At 70.2% G+C, this 22,021-nt stretch carries 17 protein-coding genes; 16 read left to right on the top strand and 1 reads right to left on the bottom strand.

The features are described 5' to 3' along the window. Nucleotide 1 precedes the first annotated feature (1 nt). From FX134_RS05610 to FX134_RS05555, 12 genes are all read left to right on the top strand, one after another. Entirely contained in the window at nucleotides 2-718 is a 717-nt protein-coding gene (locus FX134_RS05610; RefSeq protein WP_080798833.1) for an ABC transporter ATP-binding protein, read from the top strand. Then, on the top strand, nucleotides 715-1,902 hold the full coding sequence (locus FX134_RS05605) for an ABC transporter permease (RefSeq protein WP_080798830.1): 1,188 nt from the start codon (nucleotides 715-717) through the stop codon (nucleotides 1,900-1,902). The genes FX134_RS05610 and FX134_RS05605 overlap by 4 nt, the downstream gene beginning before the upstream one ends. Before the next feature lie 326 nt (nucleotides 1,903-2,228). Further along, on the top strand, nucleotides 2,229-7,649 hold the full coding sequence (locus tag FX134_RS05600) for a DUF4430 domain-containing protein (protein WP_080798828.1): 5,421 nt from the start codon (nucleotides 2,229-2,231) through the stop codon (nucleotides 7,647-7,649). Beyond that, on the top strand, nucleotides 7,646-8,365 hold the full coding sequence (locus FX134_RS05595; RefSeq protein ID WP_080798826.1) for a DUF4430 domain-containing protein: 720 nt from the start codon (nucleotides 7,646-7,648) through the stop codon (nucleotides 8,363-8,365). The genes FX134_RS05600 and FX134_RS05595 overlap by 4 nt, the downstream gene beginning before the upstream one ends. Before the next feature lie 28 nt (nucleotides 8,366-8,393). Continuing rightward, the gene (locus FX134_RS05590) at nucleotides 8,394-9,287 is read left to right on the top strand and encodes an energy-coupling factor transporter transmembrane component T (RefSeq protein WP_232050850.1); all 894 of its coding nucleotides are present in this window, start codon (nucleotides 8,394-8,396) and stop codon (nucleotides 9,285-9,287) included. Next, nucleotides 9,275-9,961: an energy-coupling factor ABC transporter ATP-binding protein gene (locus FX134_RS15055; protein WP_080798823.1), complete on the top strand. Its 687-nt coding sequence runs from the start codon at nucleotides 9,275-9,277 to the stop codon at nucleotides 9,959-9,961. The genes FX134_RS05590 and FX134_RS15055 overlap by 13 nt, the downstream gene beginning before the upstream one ends. 32 nt (nucleotides 9,962-9,993) lie before the next feature. Further along, nucleotides 9,994-10,761 (top strand): ATP-binding cassette domain-containing protein, encoded by a 768-nt coding sequence (locus FX134_RS15050; protein ID WP_232050849.1) that lies wholly within the window; start codon nucleotides 9,994-9,996, stop codon nucleotides 10,759-10,761. Further along, nucleotides 10,758-11,453 (top strand): ECF transporter S component, encoded by a 696-nt coding sequence (locus tag FX134_RS05575; RefSeq protein WP_080798820.1) that lies wholly within the window; start codon nucleotides 10,758-10,760, stop codon nucleotides 11,451-11,453. Before FX134_RS15050 ends, FX134_RS05575 begins: the two co-directional genes overlap by 4 nt. 44 nt (nucleotides 11,454-11,497) lie before the next feature. After that, nucleotides 11,498-12,106, top strand: coding sequence for an L-threonylcarbamoyladenylate synthase (locus FX134_RS05570; RefSeq protein WP_080798818.1), 609 nt, complete (start codon nucleotides 11,498-11,500; stop codon nucleotides 12,104-12,106). A 334-nt stretch (nucleotides 12,107-12,440) separates the two neighbouring features. Beyond that, entirely contained in the window at nucleotides 12,441-13,418 is a 978-nt protein-coding gene (locus FX134_RS05565; RefSeq protein ID WP_080798815.1) for an alpha/beta hydrolase, read from the top strand. Then, nucleotides 13,397-14,890: a glycerol kinase GlpK gene (gene glpK / locus FX134_RS05560; RefSeq protein ID WP_080798812.1), complete on the top strand. Its 1,494-nt coding sequence runs from the start codon at nucleotides 13,397-13,399 to the stop codon at nucleotides 14,888-14,890. Before FX134_RS05565 ends, glpK begins: the two co-directional genes overlap by 22 nt. Before the next feature lie 192 nt (nucleotides 14,891-15,082). Beyond that, nucleotides 15,083-17,026: an FAD-binding protein gene (locus tag FX134_RS05555; RefSeq protein ID WP_172623399.1), complete on the top strand. Its 1,944-nt coding sequence runs from the start codon at nucleotides 15,083-15,085 to the stop codon at nucleotides 17,024-17,026. Between the two features lie 87 nt (nucleotides 17,027-17,113). On the opposite strand, the gene FX134_RS05550 is transcribed toward FX134_RS05555, so the two are convergent. Further along, a complete protein-coding gene (locus FX134_RS05550; protein ID WP_080798809.1) occupies nucleotides 17,114-18,547 on the bottom strand; it encodes a helix-turn-helix domain-containing protein in 1,434 nt (477 codons plus the stop codon). Nucleotides 18,548-18,637: 90 nt separating this feature from the next. Here FX134_RS05550 and rpiB point away from each other — a divergent pair, with 90 nt between their 5' ends. From rpiB to FX134_RS05530, 4 genes are all read left to right on the top strand, one after another. Then, complete coding sequence (gene rpiB / locus FX134_RS05545) at nucleotides 18,638-19,078, top strand: ribose 5-phosphate isomerase B (RefSeq protein WP_080798807.1); 441 nt, start codon at nucleotides 18,638-18,640, stop codon at nucleotides 19,076-19,078. Between the two features lie 223 nt (nucleotides 19,079-19,301). Further along, nucleotides 19,302-20,558, top strand: a complete 1,257-nt coding sequence (gene glyA / locus FX134_RS05540) for a serine hydroxymethyltransferase (protein ID WP_080798804.1) — start codon at nucleotides 19,302-19,304, stop codon at nucleotides 20,556-20,558. Nucleotides 20,559-20,571: 13 nt separating this feature from the next. Further along, entirely contained in the window at nucleotides 20,572-21,213 is a 642-nt protein-coding gene (upp, locus tag FX134_RS05535) for a uracil phosphoribosyltransferase (protein WP_080798800.1), read from the top strand. A gap of 228 nt (nucleotides 21,214-21,441) precedes the next feature. Further along, complete coding sequence (locus tag FX134_RS05530; RefSeq protein ID WP_080798796.1) at nucleotides 21,442-21,903, top strand: deoxycytidylate deaminase; 462 nt, start codon at nucleotides 21,442-21,444, stop codon at nucleotides 21,901-21,903. Nucleotides 21,904-22,021 lie beyond the last annotated feature (118 nt).

Below are 22,021 nucleotides of genomic sequence, written 5' to 3'. Positions count from 1 at the left end.
CATGGCCAACGTCGTCGAGGCCATCGACCTCCATCGCATCTACGAGAGCGCGTCGGGCTACACCCACGCCCTGCGCGGCGTGTCGCTCACGGTGGCGCAGGGCGAGTTTTTGGCCATCATGGGGCCGTCGGGCTCGGGCAAGTCCACGCTCATGAACCTGCTCGGCTGCCTCGACACGCCCACGCGCGGGCGCTACCTTTTGGAAGGCGTCGACGTGGCCGCCTATCGCGACGACGAGCTGGCAGAGATCCGCGCCACGCGCCTCGGCTTCGTGTTCCAGTCGTTCAACCTGCTGCCGCGCGCCACCGTGCTGCGCAACGTGGTGCTGCCGCTCATCTACACGGCCTGCCCGCGCAAGGAGCGCGAGCTGCGCGCCCACGCGGCGCTGCGCAGCGTCTCCATCGACGAGCGGCTCTACGACCACAACAGCAACGAGCTCTCCGGCGGCCAGATGCAGCGCGTGGCCATCGCGCGCGCCCTGGTGAACGATCCGGCCCTCATCCTGGCCGACGAGCCCACCGGCAACCTGGACACCGCCACGGGCGATATGGTGCTCGCCACGTTCAAGCGCCTGCGCGACGCGGGCAAGACCATCGTGCTCATCACGCACGAGCCCGACGTGGCCGCCCACGCCGACCGCGTCGTGCACATCCGCGACGGACGGCTCTACGAGGGGGCGCAGCCGAGCGCCGGCGGCGGGGAAGGGGCGCGCCCATGAGGATAGGCGACCTCTTCTACGAGACATGGCACGCTCTGTCGGCCAACAAGGGCCGCTCGCTGCTCACCATCTTAGGCATCGTCATCGGCATCGCGGCCGTCATCGCTATGACCTCGCTCATCGCGGGCATCCAGAACACGCTCATGGGCGAGATGGGGTTCTCGCAGGCGCGCCAGGTGTCCATCAGCGCCTACTCGCCTGACGGCATCACGTTCGACGATCTGGACAGGCTTGCGCTGGGCATGCCCGAGTACGAGACCATCACCGGTGCCGGGTACGCGTCGACCGAGGTCACGGGCGCGGACGGGCAGAAGAACTTCGTGGGCGTCACCGGCGTGCGCCCCGACTTCTTCGCGGTGAACGGCTCGAAGCTCAAGGAGGGGCGCTTCTTCACCGACGCCGAGGAGCAGGGCGCCGCGCGTCTCGTCGTGGTGGAGGCGAACTCGCTCATGCAGCTCTTCGGCAGCGCTGACGCCCAGGTCATAGGCTCGTCCATCCGCCTCGGCAACGACGACTACACGGTGGTGGGCGTGCTCGAGTCCACCTCGTTCATGGGCGGCGCGCCGCTCTACGTGCCCTTCACCACGGTCGAGACGCGGCTGGGCGGCGGGGGCGGCATCCAGCAGATCCTCGGCATCGCGCGCGAGGGTACCGACATGGACCGCCTGGTCGAGACCACGCAGACGTTCGTGGCGCAGTATTTCAACGCCGAGCCCGACACCGTCTACGTGCAGTCCCTCGACGCCGTCATCCAGCAGATGGAGACGATGATGGCGTCGTTCTCGCTGCTCATGGGGTCGGTGGCGTCCATCTCGCTGTTCGTGGGCGGCATCGGCATCATGAACATGATGCTGACGAACGTCACCGAGCGCATCCGCGAGATAGGGCTCCGCAAGTCGCTCGGGGCGCGGCGGCGCGACATCACAAAGCAGTTCCTGCTGGAATCGGTGATGCTCTGCGTGACGGGCGGGGTGTTCGGCATCGTGTTCGGCTTTCTGGCCGCGTTCGGGCTGGGGCAGCTGGTGGGGGCCGTGCAGCCTGGCATGAGCGTGACGCCCGTGCTCGCGCCCGAAGTGGTAGCCGGTGCCGTGGGCGTGTGCGTGCTCATCGGCGTCGTGTTCGGGTCGTACCCGGCCCGCCGCGCCGCCAAGCTCGACCCGGTGGAGTCGCTGCGCTACCAGTGAGGGGCGCGTTGTCTGAGCGGAGCGCGCCAGAGCTCCCCTGCGTCTCCCTTCCGCCTTTCGCCCGCCAACGCCGCGCTTTTCGGAGCGAAACGGTGGTAGAATGCCACGGATATGTTGATTGGCTAGGATGGAGCGCGCCGGGCGCGGCGCCGGACCGCCGAGGAGGCGGCCCGAGGGGAATGCGGGTGGGAATCCCGCGCTATACCAGTAACCGTAAACGCCGATGAGCGGAACCAGGCAGCGTGCGGCAGCGCTGTCCCGTCTCAGACGAGGCAAAGTCGGAACACCTGTCCATCGTACCTCGAGGCCCTGGAAGAGAGGTTCCGATGACCATCGGTTCTCACGCTGCGCGCGCCACCTCGGCGGGCGCGGGAATCCCCAAGAAGCTGCTTTCGCTGCTGCTGGCCTACGTGCTGGCGGCCTCCCTCGCGCCGAGCGCCGCCTGGGCGCAGCTCGAAACGCCCGCTGCCGACGCGTCTGCGGAGGAGCCGGCTGCTGAGCCGGCCGCGGAAGAACAGCCGGGCGTCGAGCCTGCCGAGGAGCCGGCCGAGCCGACGGAAGAGCCGCAGCCCGTCGAGGCTGCTCCCGACCCCGCGCCGGCCGCCGAAGAGCCAGCCGAGGCAGAGCCCGCCGCCGTCGCCTCGGCCGAGAGCGCCTCCGCGCCTGCGGCGACGCCGGCCCCGCGCGCGGCCGCGAGCACGATCGACGGCGTGCGTATCAAGGCCTCCGCCACCGCCGACCTGCCTTCCAAGATAGGCGTCGGGCAGCCGCTCTACGCCTGGGCGTTCGTCGAGGAGGACGACGGCTGGTGGGACGTCGAGGAGGTCGAGATCGACGACTACTCCGGCGCGACGTTCCAGTGGTACCGCGGCGCGACGAAGGTGTCCTACGCGTACGGCGCATCGAGCTACCGCGGCTACGCTCCCATCGACGGCGCGGTTTCCCAAACCTACCAGGCAAGCGAGTCCGACCAGGGCTCGTATCTCGCGGTGAAGGTGACGCTGCCGGGTGGCGGCGAATTCTGGTCTGCGGCCTCAACCTCCCAGGTAACGGACGGCAAGGCGACGCTGACGTCCGTCGCGATCAGCGGCAAGGCGAAGACGGGGCAGGTGCTTTCCGCCACGGCGTACGGCGAGCCGCAGTACAGCTGGCAGGATCCCGAGCCGGTCATGGCGGGCGTGGCGTTCCAGTGGCTGCGCGGCGCGGCCGAGGACGGCGGGTTCGCCCCCATCGAAGGCGCTGCGGGCGCGACGTACCAGGTGGGGCCCGAGGATGCCGGATGCTACCTCAAGGTCGTCGCCAGCTCGTCGAACACGGTGGAAGCTGTGGCCGGCCCCGTCGCGGCGGCGGGTTCGCCGGGCAACGAGGAGCGCCTCGCCGCGGCCCTCGAAGCGCTGGAGAACGACGGCTTCAGCGGCTGGTGCCCGAACCCCGTGTACGGCGTGGACGCCAACCTCAACGACATGACGGAGGCCGAGCTCGCGAAGCTCGGGTTCTCCGACGTGATTTCCACGGTCTCGTCGGCCGCCTTCGCGAACCCCGACCCCCGGCAGACGGGCGGCGTCGACACGTCGAGCGGCTCCTCCAACGGCGACATCGCGTACTTCTACGTCTCGCCCGACGAGAAGGGCGGCCTGGACTACGGCGTCATCCGCAAGCTGGATCTGACGTTCTCCCTTGTCTGTGGCGACGCGTCCGATACGTACGCGCCTGCCAAGGCCACGGTGCTCGCGTGGGACGAGGGCCGGGTGGAGCGCCTGCTCAAGGAGAAGGCCGCCTCGCTCGCCATCGGCTTCGCGCCAGGCGAGGGGGCAGGCGCCGTCACGCAGGACCTCACGCTGCCGAACAAGCTGGCGGGCAGGACGTGGTCGGAGGTGACGTGGACGTCGTCCGATCCCGAGGCCGTCAACGTCACCGGGTACGCGTGGGAGGACCGCACCGGCAAGGTCACGCGCAGCGCGGCCGATCGCACGGTGCGCCTCACGGCAACCGTGGGCGTCGTGACGTCCGGCGGTCCCGAGACGACTATCGAGAAGACGTTCGACGTCACGGTGAAGGGCGACCCCGAGAAGGTGGCGGCCGCGAAGGCCGAGCTCCAGCAGAAGGTGGATGCGAGCTTCACGTACGACAACGTCAGGCTGGCCGAGACGGGCGCCGTCGCCGACCGCGACGCGCTGACGGGCGATGTGCAGCTGCCCGTGCCGGCGACCATCGGCGTTGATGGCAAGTATTACGAGGTGGCCTACACCGCCTCTGCCGACGCTGTGGTCGTGAACGGCTGGGCCGGCACGGTGTACCGCCCGCTGCCCGGCGAGGATGCGGCGCAGGTGGACATCGTGCTCACGGTCACCGACAAGGCGAATCCCGAGATCAGCGCCGCGAAGACGCTCGCGTTCACGGTGGCGCCGCTCGAGCAGGCCGACATCGACCGCGAACTCGCGCTCATGGACGCGGCCGTCGCCGGGTACGCCGCCGCCATCGCGAACGACCAGGACGCCGACGCGGTCACGAGCGACCTGCATGCGTTCCAGAAGACGTATCTCGACGCGAACGGCAACTTGGCCTGGGCATACGATCGCACGTCGGCCGATGCCGCAGGCGCGGGCATCGTGCCGGTGGACTTGGAGGGCTACGACCCCATGGGCACGGCCGGCTGGAGGCTCTTCAAGTCGAGCGATCCGTCCGTGGTATCCCACGAGAACCTGCTCGTGACCCAGCCCGAGTACAACGCGAAGGTGACCATCGAGTCGCGCCTGGCCAGCGAGAAGTACGCCCGCTACGCCGAGCGCTATCCGGACAACGCCGCCTTCCAGAAGCTCGCCGGGCGCGACGTGTCCGCCGAGTTCGCCGTCAGGGGCGAAAGCGGGCAGGAGGACCCCTTCGTCACGGCCACCTGCTCGGTGATCGGTGTCGACAAGGACGGCGCGGCGCAGACCTGGGCGGCTGCCGAGCCGTACACGCTGGACGTCGGCGCCACCGTGGCCGACCTCGCCGAGGCGCTGTTCGCGAAGACGGGCATGGCCGCCGACTTCGGCGTCGGCGCGTGGGGGTGGTCGCTCAACGCCATCACCTCGCCGTTCGATGCCGGGCTGACGCTTCGCTGGGGCACGCTCCAAGGCTTGGGCTGGATGTTCTACGTGAACGGCCAAGACCTCGGCAAGGGCGCGGGCGACTACGCGCTCCAGCCGGGCGACCGCGTCATCTGGCGCTACGGCTCGTGGCAGGATCCTGCGCCTGCCGACAAGCTGTCGGTGACGTGCGAGGTCATCGGCACGGACGCCGACGGCGCGGCGCAGACGTGGGCCTCCGCGACGGCGTTCGCCCTGGACGAGGGCGCCACGGCCGCCGACCTCTCCGAGGCGCTGTTCGAACAGGCGGGCCTCACCGCCCAGACGGGCACGGGCGCGTACGGCTGGTACCTGACCTCCATCGCCTCGCCGTACACCGGCGAGCAGCTGGGAAGCGTCGAGACGTCCCCGGGCGTATGGTCGTTCTGGCAGCTGTTCGTGAACGGCGAGCTGGCTAACGTGGGCGCCGGCGGCTGCGTGCTCGCGGCCGGCGACGTCGTCACGTGGTGCTACGGCTCCGACGGCACGCTGCCCGGTCAGGTGGCGGCCTCCTGCGAGGTCATCGGCCTCGACGCGAACGGCAACGCGCAACGGTGGGCCGCGCCGGCATCCTATACTATGGTGGAGGGCGCCACGGCGGCCGACCTCACGGAGCAGATGCTCGCGAAGACGGGGCTTGAGGGAACCGTCGTCCGGGGGGATTTCTGGTACCTCAGCGACATGACCTCGCCTTACGACGACGCGCTCACGCTCGCCTTCGATCCCACGACGGGCGCCTACTGGCAGATGTTCGTGAACGGGGAGTGGTCGCTCGACGGCGCCGACGCCTACACGCTCCAGCCGGGCGACTCCGTCACCTGGTGCTACACGGCCGATCCGAAGCTGCCCGACCCCGATGCCGCGGTCCCCGACCCCAACGCCCCGCGCCCGAGCTACGACGCCTCCTGGCCCGGCTTCGCGGGCGGCGGCGCGCCGGGCGGCGCGGTGGTGTCCAGCCCGACGCCCGCCGAGTCGGCCGAGCTCGCCTGGTCGTACCGCTACGCGGATGCGAAGACCGGCGTGTCGGAGCCGCTCGTCGTCGACGGCGATGTGTACCTGGTCACGTCGGGCGAGTTGCGCCGCATCGACGCCGACACGGGCGAGGTGCTGGCCGCGGCCAACGTGGGCGGCACGTTCCTGTACAGCTGCCGCCCCGCCTACGCGGACGGCGTGATCGTGGTGCCCTTCGACGACGGCAGCCTGGCCGCGTTCACGGCCGACCGCCTGACCTGCGTGTGGAAGACCGCGCCGCTTCCCACGGCGGACGGCGCTCGCTACCAGTCCCTTTCGTCGCTGACCGTGGCCGATGGGCGCGTGCTCGCCGCGTTCACCGTGGTGGGCGCGGGCGGCGTCGGCGTGCGGGGCGCGCTTCTGTGCGCGAGCCTCGCCGACGGCAGGGTGCTGTGGACGAAGGTGGACGACGCCGCGGACGGCTCCGCCGCCGGGTACTACTGGGCGGGCGCGGCCGCGTCCGGCGGCGACGTGGTGATCGGCGACGAGGCGGGCGCGGTGACGCTCTTGGACGGCGCGACCGGGGCGGCGAAGTCGTCGGTCGCGCTCGGCGCGCCGTGCCGTGCGGGCATCGTGGAGGTTCCCGCGCAAGGGCGCGCGGCCGGGGCGGCGGCGTACGCGGCGGTCACGACGGACGGCACGCTCCACCTGGTCGTGCGCGAAAGCGACCAGCTGCGAGCGGCCGGCTCGGTGCGCTTCGCCGAGCGTTCCACCTCCACGCCGGCCGTGGCGGGCGGCAAGGCGTTCGTCTGCGGCGCCGATGCGGAGGGCTATGGAACGCTTTCGGTCATCGACCTGGGCACGCTCGCCGTCGACTGCGCTTTGCGTGGCGGCAGGGGCGACGCGCAGAGCGCCCCGCTCGTTTCCGTGCAGGGCGACGGCACCTACGCCTACTTCACCTGCAACGGTCTGCCGGGCGGCGTCTACGGCTACCGCCTGGGCGACGAGGCGGCCTACCTGCTGTTCGCACCTGAGGGCGAGCAGCGGCAGTACACTGCGGCGTCCGTCGTGGCCGACGCGCAGGGCAACCTCTACTACACCAACGACTCGGGCACGCTGTTCGCGCTCAAGGGCCGCGCGGGGGCGAAGGTGACGTTCGAGGCGAACGGCGGCTCGTACGTGGCGCCCGTGTACGTGGCGCTCGGCACGGCGCTGATCGCCCCCGCCGACCCCGTGCGCGACGGCTTCACGTTCGCCGGCTGGTTCGCCGACGAGGCTTGCACGACCCCGTGGAGCTTCGAGGCGAAGGTGGAAGGCCCTCTCACGCTCTACGCGAAGTGGACGGCGAAGGGGCAGGGCGGAGATCCGGAAGCTACGGGCTCGTCGTCGCGCCCGCTTGCCCGGACGCCGTTCGGCTCCGCGCCGGCAGCCGCGCGCTCGCCGCTCGCGGAGGCGGTGCAGGCTGTGAAGGAGGCCGCCGCGCCTGAGGCCGCCCAAGCGTCTGCGGCCGGCAGCCGCGCGAAGACGCTCGCGGCGTCCGGTGGCGCCGCCGACGCGGGAGGGTCGGAGGCGCTCGGCGGCGGGCTGAACCCGCTTGCCGCCTCGGGCCTTGCGCTCGGCGCGGTCGGGCTCGTGGCCGTGGGCGCGTACGTGCTGATCGCGCGCAGGAGAAACGGAGGATTGTCATGACCGGGACTGAGATCGACGAGGCCGCGCGCCAGGCGACGACGGCGGCGCGGAAGGACGGCGCGGCGCAACCCGAGCCGTCGAAGCGTCGGCTCTCGACGGGGCAGCGCATCGGCGCGATCCTCGCGGCGGCGCTCTGCGTCGCGGCCATCGGGGTGTCGGCGGCGTTTTTGTTCCAGCCATCCGTCGAGCTCGCGCCCGCCGATGCGCCCCAGGCCGCGCCGGCGGAGGCCCCCGCCGAGTCCGAGGCCGCGCTCCAGGAGGAGCCGGCGGCCGACGGATCCGAGGAAGCCCCGGACGACGCTCCCGCCGACGAGCCCGCTGCCGCCGTTGCCGAGGAGCCCCGGCAGGAGGCCCCGGCCCCCGAGACGCCCGCGCCGTCCCCGGCGGCATCGCCCGCGCCGGAGCAGCGCTCCACGGTCACCGTGAGCGTGCAGGTGAGTTCTTCGGCGGTGGGCGACCCGGTGTCCGGCGGGACCACCGCCACGTTCGAGCCCGGCGCGACGGTCTACGACGCCCTCATGGCCTGCGGATTGTCGGTGAACGCCTCGCAGACGGGCTTAGGTGTGTACGTGACCGGCATCGGGGGGCTCGCGGAGTTCGACCATGGCGGCAGCAGCGGATGGGTGTACACCGTCAACGGAGCGGATCCAGGCGTGGCCGCGAGCGCCTGCACGCTGCAGGACGGAGATGCCGTGCAGTGGTTCTACGTGGTGTGATGGGCTTGGGCGGAAAGGCGGCGAAGCGGTGACGGAGAATCCGAAAGCGGCGAAGGGCACTGTGTTCGACCTGTTCCATCCGGTCGTCGCGCTGGCCTACTTCGCCGCGATGCTCGTGCTGGGCATGGCGGCGCTGCAGCCGGCCTACCAGGCCGTGTCCCTCGCGGCGGCGCTCGCGCTGGGCGTCGCGCTGCGCGGCTGGCGCGCGACGGCGCGCGGCCTCGCCTGGCAGCTGCCGCTCGTCGCCATCGTCGCGCTGGCGAACCCCCTGTTCTCGGCCTCCGGCTCGACCGAGCTCTTCCGCATCGGCGTGCGGGCGTTCTACCTCGAGAGCTTCGCTTTCGGCGTCTGCATGGGGGTGATGCTGGCGTCGATGCTGGTCACGCTGGCGAACGCCTCGCACGTGCTCACGGCCGACAAGGTCATGGCGCTCTTCGGCGGCGTCGCGCCCACGATCGGCCTCATGCTGTCGATGGCCGCGCGGCTCGTGCCGCAGTTTTTGCGCCGAGGCGCCGATGCGGCCGGCGTCCAGCGCGCGTGCACGGCGGCGCGCGGGTCGGGCGGCGGGGGGCGCGCGGGCCGGCTGCGCGACAACCTGCGGCTGACCTCGGTACTCATGGGCTGGAGCATGGAGGACTCGCTCGAGACGGCCGACGCCATGAAGGCGCGCGGCTGGGGCGCGGCGCCGGCGCGCACCACGTATGCGCGCTTCCGGTTCCGCGCGCTCGACGCGGCCGCGCTCGCGGTACTCGGCGCGCTCTTCCTCGCGAGCGCCGTCGCGGCGTGGGCGGCGTGCGCGCGGTTCTCGTTCTACCCGGCCATCGCGGGCTTCTCCCCCTGGTGGAACTGCCTGCCCTTCGCGGTGCTGGCCGCGTTGCCGTTGGCGCTCGAGGCGGGGGAGCGTGCGCGATGGAGGCGGTGAGGTTCGACTCGTTCTCGTTCGCCTATCCGGGCGGCGAGGCCGTGGTGGGTCCGGTGGACTGGACGGTGCAGGAGGGCGCGTTCCAGCTGCTCGTGGGCGCGACGGGCAGCGGCAAGACCACGCTTCTGCGCTGCCTCAAGCCCGCCATCGCACCGGTGGGCGAGCGCGCGGGCGCAGTAGCGGTGTTCGGCCGGCCCGTGGGCGACCTCGACGCGCGGGAGGCGGCGGCGCTCGTCGGGTACGTGGCGCAGAGCCCCGAGAACCAGATCGTGTGCGACTCGGTGTGGCACGAGCTGGCGTTCGGTCTGGAGAACCTCGGCGTGCCCCGGCCCGAGATGCGCCGGCGCGTGGCCGAGGCGGCGCACTTCTTCGGCATCGAGCCGTGGTTTCGCCGCGAGGTGGCCGAGCTCTCCGGCGGCCAGAAGCAGATGGTCGCGCTGGCGTCGGTGCTGGCCCTGCGCCCGCGCCTGCTGCTGCTCGACGAGCCCACCTCCCAGCTCGATCCCGTGGCCGAGAAGAGCTTCCTGCACGCCCTCTTCCGCGTGAACCGCGAGCTCGGCATCACCGTCGTGGCGGCCACCCACGCCCCCGAGTCCATGGCCCCCTACGCTACCGCCGCCGCCCGCCTGCGCGAAAAGGTAGAGTTGGGATATTTAAAGCAGGAGAGGGCATAAGGAAGGGGGGTCGCCCGGGGGGGCTAGGAAATGTGTATAAGAGAAAGCTCGTGGAGGCGCGTGCCGCACGGCACCAAGTCGTGGCCGCAGCCGAAGGCGCCCCGGCCGTCGTCGTGCGCGACGCCCACGTACGCTACCGCCGCGGCGACGACTGGGTGCTGCGCGGCACGGACCTCGACGTGCACGCGGGGGCGATCCATGCGCTCGTGGGCGGCAACGGCTGCGGCAAGTCGACGCTTCTGCGTGCGGTCGCCGGCCTCATGCGCCCCGAGCGCGGCCGCGTGCAAAACCGCCTGGCCGACCGTCAAGCGCTCCTGCCGCAGGATCCGAAGGCGCTCTTCGTATGCGACACGGTGCTCGACGAGCTGCGCGAGTGGCAGGCCTCGGCCGGCTTCGGCGACGCCGCGATCGCCCACGCGCTCGCTCGCTTCGGCCTCGAGGGCCGTGAGGAGGCCCACCCCTTCGACCTCTCCGGCGGCCAGCAGCAGAAGCTCGCGCTCGCGAAGCTTTTGCTCGTCGATCCGGCGCTGCTGCTGCTCGACGAGCCCACGAAGGGCCTCGACGCGCCGTCGAAGGTCGAGGTCGCGCGCGTCCTGCGCGAGCGGGCCGACGCCGGGGCCGCGGTGCTCATGGCCACGCACGACCTGACGTTCGCCGCGCTCGTGGTCGACGAGGTGACGATGCTCTTCGACGGCGAGGCCGCCTGCACCGAAACCGCGTGCGACTTCTTCGCGGAGAACCTGTTCTACCGGCCCGTCGAGGACGGGTTCGCCCGCCTCTGGCAAGGCGGGGCCTCGTGAGCGCCCGGCCCGCCCGCATCCTGGCCGCGCTCGAGGTCCCGGCGCTCGTCGCCGTGCCGGCGGCGCTTGCGGCATGCGCGTACTTCGAGGTGGGGCAGGGGGCGCTGCTCACCGTGGCCGTGGCGCTCAGCGCCGTCGGCGTGTTCTTCGCCAGCTTCGAGGCCTCGCGACCGGCCCTGCGCCAGATCATGCCCACGGCGGTGCTCGCCGCGCTGGCCGCCGCCGGACGTTTGCTGTTCGCGCCTTTCCCCAGCTTCAAGCCGGTGAGCGCCGTCTGCATCCTCGCGGGCGCGGTGTTCGGGCGGCGCAGCGGTTTCCTGGTGGGCGCGCTCGCGGCGCTCGTGTCAAACCTCTTCCTCGGGCAGGGGCCGTGGACGCCGTGGCAGATGTACGCCTGGGGGCTCGTGGGCTACCTGTCGGGCGTCATGGCCGATCGCGGCTGGCTGGACCGGAGGCCCGTGCTGTTCGCGTGGGGATTCTGCTCGGCGATGCTCTACGGCCTGCTGCTGAACGGCTGGCACGTCATCGGGTTCGTGCAGCCGTTCAGCTGGGCGGCTGCGCTGCTCGCCTATGCTGCGGCGCTGCCGTTCGATGCCGTGCACGGCGCGGCCACGGTCGTGTTCCTCGCCGCGCTCTACGTGCCCTGGCGCACCAAGCTCGAGCGCATCAAGCGCAAGTTCGCGCTCGTCTGACCGTGCTACAATGCCCCTCGACCATCAAGGGTTAGGAGCCTCCCATGCCAGCACCCTCCAGCGTTCTGCGAGAGGCCGCGGCCGCGCTCGATCGCGGCGAGGCCGTCATCTTCCCCACGGAAACCGTGTACGGCCTGGGCGTGTCGGTGCGCGCGGCGGCCGGCCCCGACGTGCTCTACGACCTGAAGGAGCGCGACCGCGGCAAGCCCATCTCGTGGCTCGTGGGCAGTGTGGACGACCTCGACCGCTTCGGCGCGCATGTGCCCGAGCTCGCCCTCAAGCTCGCTCGCGCGTACTGGCCCGGCCCTCTCACCTTGATCGTGCAGGCCGCTGGCGAGGTGCCCGAGGCGTTCCGATCGGCCGCGGGCACCATCGGGCTGCGCATGCCCGACAACGAGGTCGCCCTCGACCTCATCAAGGCCGCTGGCTGCCCCTTGGCCACCACCTCGGCGAACATCTCGGGCCAAGCGGCCACGGGCGCCTTCGCGGGCCTCGATCCCGCGCTCGTCGCCCGCGTTGCCGCCGTCGTTCCCGACGGGGCCGACGACGACAAGAGCGGCCTCGCCTCCACCGTCGTCGACTGCACCGGCGAGCGCCCCCGCATCCTCCGCGAAGGCGCAGTCACCCAAGCCGATATCGACGCGCTCGCCTGAGCCGTGACGCCGTCCCGTCCCTTTGTCACGGCTCCTCCCTCACGCTCGATGCAAAGTCCTCGAGTTATGCACCCTTGCGTTGGCGAAAAGGCCTCGAAACTGCAATGTGCTCGAGTTATGCACCCTCCAAGCGGCCATTCCGACGGCCGCCCTCGCGGTGCGGAAAATCCGACCTGGGGTTTTAGGGCAGCGCGCTCTCGCGAACCAAGGGGAAGGGCGCTTTTCCCGCTGCGCGAGGGTGCATAACTCAATGACTTTGCAAAAGCAGGCCTCGGCGCGCCGCGTGCTTGGGTCGGGTATAATGGAGGCTCACATACCTGGGGAGGGGATTCATATGGACTCAACGGCATCCGTCACTCCGATCGGCTTTCTCTCGCACGATGGCGCGTCCACCATCAAGGGGCTCGTCTGGGCGCCCGCCCAGACGCGGGGCCGCCGTCCGCCTGCGCCGCGCGGCGTCGTCCAGATCGTCCACGGCATGTCCGAGCACGTCGGGCGCTACGACGAGTTTGCCCGCCACCTCGTCGCGCACGGCTTCGTCGTGTGCGCCGAGGACCATATCGGCCACGGCAAGAGCGCCCCGAGCCCCGAGAAGCTGGGCTGCCTGCCCCCGGACGGCAAGGAGATCCTCATAGAGGACGTCCACGAGCTGCGCAAAACCGTCACCTCGCGCTACTCCCGCCAAACGCCCTACATCCTGCTCGGCCACTCCATGGGCAGCTTCATCGTGCGCGCCTACCTGGCCCGCCACGGCGAGGACGTGGCCGCGGCCGTCATCTGCGGCACGGGCCAGCAGCCGCTGCTGCTCTCGCGCGCCGGCAACCTGCTCGCGCGACTCATCGCGAGGTCGAAGGGCCCCGACCACCGCAGCGCGTTCATCGACGGCCTGGGCGCGGGCGCCTACGGCAAGCAGATCGAGGGCGCGCGCACCTCGCACGACTGGCTCTCCACCGACCCGGCCGTCGTGGACGCCTTCCTCGCCGACGAGCTGTGCGGGGCCATGTTCTCCGTCGGCGGCTATGCGACGCTCACCGACCTCACGGGCGAGGTGGCCACCGCCTCCTGCGCCGCGAAGGTGCCCAAGGAGCTTCCCCTGCTGTTCGTCGCCGGCGCCGAGGACCCGGTGGGCGCGCGCGGCAAGGGCGTGAAGGCCGCCGCCGACCTCATGCGGCGCGTCGGCGTGCAGGATGTGGAGACGAAGCTCTACGAGGGCATGCGCCACGAAATCCTCAACGAGCCGGGGCGGCGTCAGGTTTATACTGACATCGTCGATTGGATTGAGGAGCACGCATGCGAAAAGCCTACGTCGTAGCGCTCGACCAGGGCACCACCTCGTCGCGCGCCATGCTCATCGACGCGCAGGGACGCGCGGTCGATGCGGTGCAGAACCCGTTCCCGCAGATCTACCCGCAGCCGGGCTGGGTGGAGCACGACCCGCGCGACATCCTGTCCTCGCAGATCGGCGCGCTCACCGAGCTGCTCGTGTCCAACAGCCTGGGGCCGGCCGACCTCGCCTGCATCGGCATCACGAACCAGCGCGAGACCACCGTCGTGTGGAACCGCGAGACGGGCGAGCCGGTGGCGAACGCCATCGTATGGCAGTGCCGCCGCACGGCCGAGCTCGTGGAGGAACTCTGCGGCGATGCCGCCGTGGCCGAGCGCGTCACGGCGACGACCGGCCTCGTGCCCGACGCCTACTTCTCGGCCAGCAAGATCAAGTGGATCCTCGACCACGTGGAGGGCGCGCGCGAGCAGGCCGAGGCCGGCAAGCTGGCCTTCGGCACCATCGACACGTGGCTCATCTGGGCGCTCACGAACGGCGCGGTGCACGCCACCGACGTCACGAACGCCAGCCGCACCATGCTCTTCGACATCCACGAGATGCGCTGGGACCCGTGGCTACTCGACCTGTTCGGCATCCCGGCGTCCATGCTGCCCGAGGTGCGCCCCTCGTCAGGCGACTTCGGGCGGACGGCCACCGGCGGCATCGTGCCCGGCGTGCCCATCCGCGGCGTGGCGGGCGACCAGCAGGCCGCGCTCTTCGGCCAGTGCTGCTTCGAGCCCGGCCAGGCGAAGAACACCTACGGCACCGGGTGCTTCTTGCTCATGCACACGGGAGGGGAGGCGTGCCGCTCCACGCACGGCCTGGTCACCACCGTGGCGGCCTCCGCGCCGGGCGCGGCGGGCCCCGAGTACGCGCTCGAGGGCAGCGTGTTCATGGCCGGCGCGCTCATGCAGTGGCTGCGCGACGACTTGGGCATCATCGACGACATGGCCGAGACCTCGGCCATGGCCCGCAGCGTGCCCGACACCGGCGGCGTGTACGTGGTTCCCGCGTTCACCGGCCTCGGCGCGCCGTACTGGGACGCGGAGGCGCGCGGCGCCATCTACGGGCTCACGCGCGGCACCCGCCGCGAGCACGTCGTGCGCGCGGCGCTCGAGTCGCTGGCATACCAGGTGCGCGACCTGGCCGTGGCCATGGAGGCCGACGCCGGCGTGCCGCTCAAGGTGCTCAACGTGGACGGCGGCGCCTCGGCCAACGACTTCCTCATGCAGTTCCAATGCGACATCCTGCGCACGCCCCTGCGCCGCCCGAAGAACACCGAGACCACCGCGCTCGGCGCCGCCTACCTGGCGGGGCTCGCGGAGGGCTTCTGGGACGACGTCGACACGCTCTGCGCCCTGCGCGCCGACGACGACGCCTACGAGCCCGGCATGGAGGACGCCCGCCACGCCAAGCTCCTCGAAGGCTGGGCCCGCGCCGTGCACCGCACGATGAGCTGAAGGCTCGAAATCCTTGAAACAACCCCGTTTGGGTCAGGCGTTTTCCTGAAACGACCCCGAAAGCGCTATGGCCGCGCGCCCCCTTTCGCGCGATCCTCGACCTGTCGCCCGCAAGCGGTGCGACGGACATCGAGAACGGAACAGGAAGGGGAGATTCTCATGGAATCGAAGGCTTATTCTCGACGGAGTTTCTTGAAGGGCGCGGGGGTCGCCGGAATCGGCGCGGCGGGCTTCGGGCTTGCGGGCCTCGCCGGCTGCGCGGCACCGGCCCAGGACGCGGGTGCGAACAGCGGCGGGGACGCCGGCTATACGTTCGCCGACACGGTCGCCTGGAACGCCGAGTACGACGTGGTGGTCGTGGGCTTCGGCGGTGCCGGCGGCGTGGCGTCGGCGTACGCGGCTGACGCGGGCGCCCGGGTGCTCGTGTGCGACAAGGCGCCGCTCGGCGAGGAGGGCGGCAACACCCGCTTCGCCGCGCAGATGTGCGTCAGCGGCACCGACCCGGACGCCACCTACCGCTACTACCAGAACCTCGCGTGGCACTTCGACTACGACGAGGAGATGCTGCGCACCTACACCGACGGCGTCTGCCAGATGGAGGACCTGCTCAAGCACCTGGGTGCCGAAGAGCCCACCATGTGGAAGAACGGCACCTCCATCACCCCCGAGTACCCCGAGTACGACGGCGGCGAGGCCATCACTGAGTGGTACGCCGCGCCGGGTATGTACAACAGCTCGCTATGGCAGCTCATCCGTAAGAACGTCACCGACCGCGCCGACGCCATCGACGTGTGGCTCGAGTCGCCCGCCGTGCGCCTCGTGCAGGACCCGCTGTCCCGCACCGTCGTGGGCGTCGAGATCGACAAGAAGGGCGAGACGGTGCTCGTGCGCGCCAAGCGCGGCGTCGTGCTCTCCTGCGGCGGCTTCGAGAACAATCGCGAGATGATCCAGGACTACCTGGGCGCCGCGCGCCTCTCCCCGCTCGGCACGCTGCACAACAACGGCGACGGCGTGCGCATGGGCATCGAGGCGGGTGCCGCTCTCTGGCACATGGAGGCCTACGAGTCGCTCGGCATCCTCAGCGGCAACGCGTGGGCGGTGGAAGAGGGCCAGCGCGCCAAGCTCGAGCCGGCGAAGCTGAATCCGCGTGCTCCGCTCATCTCTCTCGACAGCGAGCTCTACGGCGACGGCAGCATCCTGCTCGTGGGCGACGACGGCAGCCGCTTCGTCGACGAGAACGCCATGCACCGCCACGGCCATGTGTACTCCCACGGCGTGTGGCGCAACCCCGTGGCCAACTACGAGCCGTTCCTCATCTTCGACGAGGCGAAGTACCAGGAGCTCAAAGAAGCCGGCTATATCGACGATGAGCGTGAGGCGAAGCTTTTGAAGGCGGCTTCTCCCGAGGAGCTGGCGGAGAAGATGGGCAAGGACCCGGCCATCTTCGCCCAGACTGTCGCCGACTTCAACGCGTTCGCCGAAGGGGGCTGCGACTACACCTGCGGCCGCAAGGCCGAGAGCATGCGCTCCTTCGACGGGCAGGCGTACTACGCCGCCGAGTTCCGCTCGTGCGTGCTCAACACCCAGGGCGGGCCGCGCCGCAACAAGAACGCCGAGGTTATGGACACGCAGGGCAACCCCATCCCGCACCTGTACAGCGCCGGCGAGCTGGGCGGCATCACGCCCTTCCAGTACAACTCGGGCGGCAACCTCGCCGAGTGCATGGTGTTCGGCAAGATCGCCGGCACGAACGCCGCAGCCGAGAAGGACGAGCTGCCCCTGTTCGAGGCGCCCAAGCCCGTCGAGGCCGCCATCAAGTACGAGCCGGGCGCGGCGAGCGACGCCCAACCCGAGGAGGCTCCGGAGGTTGCTCTGGCCGCCGGCGAGTACCTGGGCGTCGGCTCGGGCGGCATGGGCGGCGACATCACGGTGAAGGTGGCCTACGCCGACGACACCATCAAGTCCATCGAAGTCGTCGCGGAAAGCGAGACGCCCGAGATCGGCGGCAAGGCCCTCGAGACCCTCACCGCCGAGGCCGTGGCGAAGAACACCGCCGACGTCGACGCCGTCTCCGGTGCCACGCTCACCAGCACGGCGTTCATGGCGGCCGTGAAGGACGCCATCTCGAAGGCGTAAGCGCCGCAGACCCCTCCCTCCTCTGCGGGCCGCGCGCTCCTTATGCGAAAGCCGCCCCGGCTCCTCGGCCCGGGCGGCTTTCGCGCCTCACAGCGACTCGATGAGGGTGAGCAGCTCCTGCTTGCCGTGGATGCCCAGCTTGCCGTAGGCGTTGCGGGCGTGGCCCTTCACCGTGTTCTCGGAGATGACGAGCGACGAGGCGATGTAGCCCCGCGAGCGCCCCTTGGCGATGAGCTGGACGACCTCCACCTCGCGTGGAGTCAGGCCGTGCCGCTCGCCCAGCGCGAGGCAGCGCTCGTCCACCTGGGAGTAGTCGATGCGCGCCTTGCCGCGCTCGCCCTCCCGGGCGAAGGACGAGAACGCGTCGTAGGCGGTGAACTTGTTGAAGACGAACACCACGCTCGCCACCAGGAAGAACGCCAGCACGATCATGAAGTTGGACGGCAGGTCGCCCGCGCTGATGACAGAGGCGGACACGAGCTGGCCGGTACCTACGGCGAGGTTGCTCAGACCCCAGCCCGCCATGAACACCGTGAGGGGCGGGAACTCGCGCCGGTTCTCCAGATCGACGAGGAGCATCCACAGGAGCGCGGTGACCAGGGCATGAGGTACGTTGATGATGAGCAGGGCCGCCGCGCTTGCGTGCGACGTGAACGAGAGCACCACGAACACGAACAGGCAGCACAGCAGCACGAGCTCGAAGAGCTGGCTCAGCCGCACCTCCGGGCCGCGTTCAAGCAGCACCACCAGCAGGGTCGAGACGATGCCGATGAGGATGAGGCAGTGCAGCCAGCTGTAGCCCACCAGCAAAGGCGTGCCGAAGAACCCGGCCACCACGCAGAAGGCGGTCACTTCCAGGGCCAGCGCGACGAGGAAGCTCGCGCTCGTGCGCTGCGCGTCGCGCTCAGCCGGCCCGCCATCGCGCTCGATCGCCCGCGTCCGCGCCGCCCGTGCCTTATGGATCGCCGGTTCGAAGGCCAGCGGCACGCAGCAGACGAGCGGGTAGACGGCGGCGTCGGGCAGCAGGAACAGCGCGATCCTCGCCAGGTAGGCTATGACCAGCGACACGACGACGCACACGATGGCCCGCTGGAAGCCCAGGCCGATGTAGAGCTTGCCGCAGCGCAGATAGCACCATGCCATGCTCAGCGACCCCACGGCTCCCATGACCAGGTCGGTTCCGGGAAACGGCCCTATCGCGACCACGCCGAGCGGCACCAGGCAGAAAAGCGCCGCGAGCGCCCACGTGAGGGGTTTCGGGACGCTCCGGCCTGACAGGCGCCTCCCGAACGCGGCGAGCAGCGCGGCCAAGACGAGGCAGACCGCGCCCTCGCTCAGGTACAGGCACGCTGCCGGAGTGGTGCAGAAATGGTTCCATATCTTGACCATCGCGTACTGCCAGGTGGCCGTGAGCGCGATCGGCAGATAGAGCGATGCCGGATTCTCGCGCACCAGACGGGGCAGCGCCGCCAGACCCGCCTTGCCGCGAACGCTCGTCGCCGGTTGTTCCCGCATCCCCATGCATTCCCTCCTCGAAACCGATGCTCCTATTATCCCACAACGCGCAATGCTCTATACTGGGACGCGACGGAGAAGAAGGGAAGGCGAACCATGAAGATCAGCATCGCAAGCGACCACGCCGGATTCGAGCAGAAGCAGGCGCTCGTCGATTACCTGGCGGCCCAGGGCCACGACGTGATCGACCGCGGCCCGGACACCGACGACCGCGTCGACTACCCCGACTACGCCGCCCTCGTGGCGCGCGACGTGACGGGCGGCACTGCCGAGCGCGGCGTGCTCGTGTGCGGCACGGGCATCGGCATGGCCGTGGCCGCCAACAAGATCGACGGCATCCGCGCCGCCAACGTGACGAGCCCGCTGTTCGCCGCCCTCGCGCGCGAACACAACGACGCGAACGTCGTCGCCGTGTCGGGTCGCTTCGTCGACGAGGCCGTGAACCGCGAGATCCTCGACGCCTTCATGAACACCGCCTTCGGCGGCGGCCGCCACGCCGGCCGCGTCGAGAAGATCGCCGCCCTCGAAGGCGAGTAGGGATCCTTCGACTGCGCTCCCTTCGGTCGCTCCGCTCAGGATGACAGGCGCACGCTCCCTTCGGTCGCTCCGCTCGGGATGACATCGGGGGAGTTTTCGGTTGAAGGTTTCCATGCGGTTAAGATGATCCGCATTCCCCGTCCGTTCGGGCGGCGCGTCGGCAATCCTGACCTGGTTTGTGCTAGCATGCATCCATACTTTGCGTCCAGCGAAAGGAACCGCCATGCCCTTGACCTACCTGCCCGAGCAAGATCCCGTCGTCGCCGACGCCCTACGAGCGGAGCTCGCCCGCGAGCGCGACTCGGTGGAGCTCATCGCGTCGGAGAACTTCACGTCGCCCGCCGTCATGGAGGCCGTGGGCAGCGTGCTCACGAACAAGTACGCCGAGGGCTACCCGCGCAAGCGCTACTACGGCGGCTGCGAGAAGGTGGACATCGTGGAGGACCTCGCCCGCGAGCGCGCCTACGCCCTGTTCGGCGCCGGCTTCGCCAACGTGCAGCCCCACTGCGGCGCGAACGCGAACCTGGGCGCGTACGAGGCGCTCATCGAGCTCGGCGACACGGTGCTCGGCATGAGCCTGGCCGAGGGCGGCCACCTCACGCACGGCTCGCCGGTGAACTTCTCGGGCCGCCACTACCGCTTCGCCAGCTACGGCGTGGACCCCGAGACCGAGACCATCGACTACGACGAGGTCGAGCGCATCGCCAAGGAGGTGCGCCCGAAGCTCATCGTGGCCGGCGCGTCGGCCTACCCGCGCATCATCGACTTCGAGCGCATGGCCGCCATCGCGAAGGAAGTGGACGCGTACTTCATGGTGGACATGGCCCACATCGCCGGCCTCGTGGCCGCGGGCGCGCACCCCAGCCCCGTGCCGCACGCCGACGTGGTCACCTCCACCAGCCACAAGACCCTGCGCGGCCCGCGCGGCGGTTTCATCCTGAGCAACGACGAGGACATCGCCAAGCGCGTGGACAAGGCCGTGTTCCCCGGCTCTCAGGGCGGCCCGCTCATGCACGTCATCGCCGGCAAGGCCGTCGCGTTCAACGAGGCCGCGCAGCCCTCGTACAAGGACTACATCGCCCGCGTGGTGGAGAACGCCGCGCGCCTCGGCCAGGGCATGATGGACGGCGGCCTGCGCCTCGTGTCGGGCGGCACCGACAACCACCTGTGCCTCGTGGACCTCACGCCCGCCGACGTCACCGGCAAGGACGCCGAGAAGCTCTTGGAGAGCGTCGGCCTCACGGTGAACAAGAACTCCATCCCCAACGAGCCGCGCAGCCCCTTCGTCACGAGCGGCATCCGCGTGGGCTCCGCCGCGGCCACCACACGCGGCTTCACGGCCGATGACTTCTACGAGGTGGGCCAGCTCATCGCCGCCACGGTGTTCAACGCCGAAAGCGACGCCAAGCTCGCCGACATCCGCACGAAGGTGGACGCCCTGCTCGCCGCCCACCCGCTGTACCCCGAGCTGGACTACTAAGGAGGGCCCGCCCATGACCAAGCACTACGACCGCGTCACCGTCGTCGACCATCCCATGGTGCAGCACAAGCTGTCGAAGCTGCGCAACAAGGCCACCTCGTCGAAGGACTTCCGCGCCCTCGTGCGCGAGCTGGCCATGTTCGAGGGCTACGAGGCCACGCGCGATCTGGCCCTCGAGGACGTGGAGGTGGAAACGCCCATCTGCAAGACCACGTGCAAGCAGGTGGCCGGCAAGAAGATGGTGATCGTGCCCATCCTGCGCGCGGGCCTCGGCATGGTGGAGGGCCTGCAAGAGCTCATGCCCTCCACGTTCGTCGGGCACCTCGGCATGTACCGCGACCCCGAGACGCATGAGCCGCACGAATACTACGCGAAGCTGCCCGACAGCATCGCCCAGCGCGACGTGCTCGTGGTGGACCCGATGCTGGCCACCGGCGGCTCGGCCACCGCGGCCATCCACTACCTGCGCGAGCAGGGCGTGAAGAACGTGAAGCTGGTGGTGCTCGTGGCCGCCCCCGTCGGCATCGAGACCGTTCTCGCCGCCGACCCGGACGTCCAGATCTACACCTGCGCCATCGACGAGTGCCTGAACGACCACGCCTACATAGTCCCCGGCCTCGGCGACGCCGGCGACCGCATCTTCGGCACGAAGTAGCACGCTCGCCCAGGTTGAACCCCTCCCTTAAACGGGAGAGCAGATCCATGAAATTCCCCGAGCCGGAGAGCGCTCTGCGCGACTCCGGCGCATCCCGCAACAGCGCCAAGGAGGGGACGGCCCGCGCGACGTCCACCAAGCGAGTTCCGCAGCGAAGCGAGGACTGTCCGAGCGACTGGGCGTCGCGCGGGCCGTCCCCTCCGGTCTCGCAGGTTGAAAGGAAGCACCATGACCGAGCACATCGACCACCGTCCCAGCTGGGACGAGTATTTCATGAAGCTGGCGAACGAAGTCGCCACGCGCACCACCTGCATGCGCCGCGGGGTGGGGGCCGTCATCGTGAAGGACCGCCGCATCCTGGCCACGGGCTACAACGGCGTGCCCACGGGCCTGCGCCACTGCTCCGAGACGGGCTGTCTGCGCCAGGAGCTCGGCGTGCCCAGCGGCCAGCGCCACGAGATCTGCCGCGGCCTGCACGCCGAGCAGAACGCCATCATCCAGGCGGCGCGCTACGGCATCAACATCACGGGCGCGTCCATCTACATCAACACCCAGCCGTGCGTGGTGTGCGCCAAGATGCTCATCAACGCCGGCATCGAGGAGATCGTCTACCAGAACCCGTACCCCGACGAGCTGGCCATGTCCATGCTCCAGGAAGCCGGCATGAAGCTGCGCGTCTTCGAAGGCTAGCCCGCCGAACTGCCGCGCCGCGCCCGCAGCCGCTCGCCTGTATGGCCTGGCCGCTTACTGCGATTATCCGGGTCGCATATCGATAACCCGCCAAAACAGCGCCGTTCGACGAAAATAT

Source organism: Arabiibacter massiliensis (genome assembly GCF_902386925.1).
GTDB classification, from domain to species: Bacteria; Actinomycetota; Coriobacteriia; order Coriobacteriales; family Eggerthellaceae; genus Arabiibacter; species Arabiibacter massiliensis.
This window is presented reverse-complemented; position numbering and strand designations above follow the sequence as displayed.